Source organism: Kitasatospora sp. NPDC004531, assembly GCF_053602195.1.
The window spans coordinates 1-3,199 of sequence record NZ_JBSGDD010000190.1 but is presented as its reverse complement, the minus strand read 5'-3'; the positions used below and the strand labels follow the sequence as shown (position 1 = coordinate 3,199).

Genomic DNA, 3,199 nt, shown 5'->3' with positions numbered 1-3,199 from the left:
GCCGGTCGTGCAGGCGGGCGGCGAGCGCCGTCACCAGTGAGCTGTCCACGCCGCCGGACAGGGCGGGCGTGCGGGCGCGGCGGCGGCGGGGCCGGGACGGTGAGGAAAAGCGCAGGTAAAGAGGGTGTCGGTGGCCCGCGAACCGTCGCAGGGCATGCGCCCGCAGATTCCGGCCAACCCTTTCCGTAGCCCTTTCGACGGTCGCGTCGGCCCTTGCAGACTCTCGGTGGCGGTCAGCCGATCGCACAATCGGCCCGGCCGAACGTCCTCCCGTTGCCGTGCGGTTCCGGCGACCGGGCATCGCCCCATCGCCCCCTCCCCCTGCGACTCCCCTCCCCTGCGACGCGCCATGGAGTTCTTCCGATGGACATGCGTTACGAGGCGTACTCCTACGCCGATCCGATCTTCTACGACTCCCCGGTCCAATGGGCGGCCCGCGCCGAGTTCCCGGCGGCCACCGAGGCCGCGCCGAGCGGTTGGGTGCGCAGCCTGCGCGAGGTGTGGGTGGGCTACCAGCCGGCCTCGCCGCCGCTGCCGGAGCAGGGGTGGAAGCTGCACGTGTCGGCGTGCCTGGACAACGCGCCGCGGATCCTGGACGTGGTGCGGGCGTTCTGCTTCGAGCACGGGGTGGCGTTCAAGTTCCTGCGCAGCCCGGCGCTGGTGCAGACGCAGAACGCCAAGTACGCCTCGCGGGGTTCCAGCGGGAAGTTCATGACGCTGTACCCGGCCGACGAGGCGCAGTTGGAGCGATGTCTCGGCGAACTCGACGAGGCGTTGGCGGGGACGCCGGGCCCGTACATCCTGAGCGATCTGCGCTGGCGGCGCGGTCCGCTGTACCTGCGCTACGGGGCGTTCACGGAGCAGTGGTGCCGCAACGAGGAGGGCGAGCTGGTGCTGGCGCTGCGCGAGCCGTCGGGTGTGCTGCGCCCGGACGTGCGGCGGGCGGCGTTCGACCTGCCGGCCTGGGCGCCGGTGCCGGCGGTGCTGGCGGAGGCGGTGGCGGGCGCGGGGCGCAGCAGTGTCGACGACTTCCCGTTCACGGTGGAGCGGGCGCTGCACTTCTCCAACGGCGGCGGGATCTACCTGGCGCGGCCGGCCGGCGGGGGCGAGCAGGTGGTCCTGAAGGAGGCCCGGCCGTTCGCGGGCCTGGACCAGCGCGGTGAGGACGCGGTGCGGCGGCTGGTGCGCGAGCAGCGGACGCTGGAGGCGTTGGCGGGTCTGGACGCGGTGCCGGCGGTGCTGGGCGATCTGACGGCGTGGGAGCACCGGTTCCTGGTGCAGGAGTACGTGGCGGGCGAGGGGCTGCACCACTGGTTCGGGCGGCGCTATCCGCTGGTGCATCCGGAGGCGGACGAGGCGGCGGTGGCCGCGTTCCGCGAGGAGGCGACGGCGGTGCTGGACGCGGTGGAGCGGGCGCTGCGCGCGATCCACGGGCGCGGGATCGTCTTCGGGGATCTGCATCCGCGCAATCTGATCGTCCGGGAGGACGGGTCGGTGGTCTTCGTCGACTTCGAACTCGCCTCTCCGGTCGAGGAGTTCGTGCGGCCGGCGCTGGGGGCGGCCGGGTTCGCGGCGCCGGCCGGGCTGACCGGGTTCGAGGTGGACGAGCACGCGCTGCGGGCGCTGCGGCTGTGGGCGTTCCTGCCGCTGCTGCCGCTGACGGCGCTGCATCCGGCGAAGGGCGCGGCGCTGGCCCGCTCGGCCCGCAAGCGCTTCGAGCTGCCGGACGGGTTCCTGCCCGAGCCGGCCGTGCCGGAGGACGCCCCACTGGCCGCCGTGGAGGGCCTGTTCGGCGACGGGCGGGAGGGTTGGCCGCGGCTGCGGGACGGGCTGGTGGCGGCGATCTGCGGGAGTGCCACGCCCGAGCGGGCCGACCGGCTGTTCCCCGGCGACCCGGCGCAGTTCACCCACGACGGGCTGGGCCTGTCGTACGGCGCGGCGGGCGTGCTGTGGGCGCTGCACACGGTGGGTGCGGGCGTCGATCCGCGGCACCTGCGGTGGCTGCTGGACGCGGTGGAGCGGCAGCCGTGCCGGCCGGGCCTGTTCGTCGGCGCGCACGGCACCGCGTGGGTGCTGGACCGGCTCGGCCGGCGCGAGGCCGCGCTCGACCTGCTGCGGCGGCTCGACAAGGACGACGCGCCCGGCGCCGGGCCGGACCTGTCGGCGGGTCTGGCGGGCATCGGCCTGGCCCAGTTGCACTTCGCCCGCGTCACCTGCGACCGCACGCTGCTGGCGGCGGCCGCCGACAGCGCGGACCGGGCCGTCGCCGCGCTCCGGCTGGGCGCGGACGCGCCGTCCACCGCCCGGCCCGGGCTGCTGCACGGTGCGAGCGGCGTCGCGCTGCTGCTGCTGCGGCTGTTCGAGGAGTGCGGGAACCCGGTGCTGCTGGACCTCGCCCGGGCCGCCCTCGACCAGGACCTGGCGCGCTGCGTCGTCGCCGAGGACGGCACGCTCCAGGTGGACGACGGCAGCCGGGTGCTGCCCTACCTGGAGTCCGGCAGCGCGGGCATCGCGGCGGTCGCGCAGGCTCTGCTGCGGCACCGGCCCGATCCGGCGCTGGCCGAGCAGGTGGCGCTGATCCGGGCCGCCGCGGAGCCGGAGTTCATCGTGCAGCCGGGCCTGTTCAACGGCCGGGCGGGGCTGATCGCGCTGCTCGGGCTGGACTGCGCCGGCAGCGCGGCGGGCGACGACCTGGACGACGTGGCCGACGTGGACAACGTGGACGACCTGATCGACCGCCATGTGCGGCGGCTGGCCTGGCACGTGCTGCCGCTGGCCGGTCAACCCGCCTTCCCCGGCGAGCAGTTGATTCGCCTGTCGATGGACCTGGCGACCGGCACCGCCGGTGTGCTGACGGCGCTCGCCTCGGTGTACGACGGCAGCCCGCCGATGCCGTTCTGGCCGGCCGACAGCTGAACCGCCCGGTGAGCGGCGGGCGCCCGGCGCCCCGCTCCCCCTCCCGTCGCGGCCGGGTCATGCCGCCCCACGAGTTCCGGCGACCGCCGGAGAAACCGCAGCACCACCGAGTTCCGTAAGGAGACTGTCATGGCGATCCTCGACCTGCAGGCGCTGGAGACCCCCGAGGAGACCACCGAGTACCGCTCGGTCCTCAGCTCGCTGAGCGCCCTCAACTGCACCAACAGCACCGTGAGCACCCTGCTCTGCCTCTGAGGCACCCCGGCCGGCCGTGCGCACTGCG

At 74.8% G+C, this 3,199-nt stretch carries 2 protein-coding genes; both read left to right on the top strand.

The features are described 5' to 3' along the window. Window positions 1–363: 363 nt before the first annotated feature. Window positions 364–2,916, top strand: coding sequence for a class III lanthionine synthetase LanKC (gene lanKC, locus ACWEMJ_RS33930; RefSeq protein ID WP_452140993.1), 2,553 nt, complete (start codon window positions 364–366; stop codon window positions 2,914–2,916). A 129-nt stretch (window positions 2,917–3,045) separates the two neighbouring features. After that, the gene (locus ACWEMJ_RS33925) at window positions 3,046–3,171 is read left to right on the top strand and encodes a SapB/AmfS family lanthipeptide (protein WP_452140992.1); all 126 of its coding nucleotides are present in this window, start codon (window positions 3,046–3,048) and stop codon (window positions 3,169–3,171) included. Window positions 3,172–3,199 lie beyond the last annotated feature (28 nt).

Excerpts from the sequence above, each read along its gene's own strand:
- ACWEMJ_RS33925 (WP_452140992.1), top strand. The coding sequence starts at position 3,046 with ATGGCGATCCTCGACCTGCAGGCGCTGGAGACCCCCGAGGAGACCACC.
- lanKC (WP_452140993.1), top strand. The coding sequence starts at position 364 with ATGGACATGCGTTACGAGGCGTACTCCTACGCCGATCCGATCTTCTAC.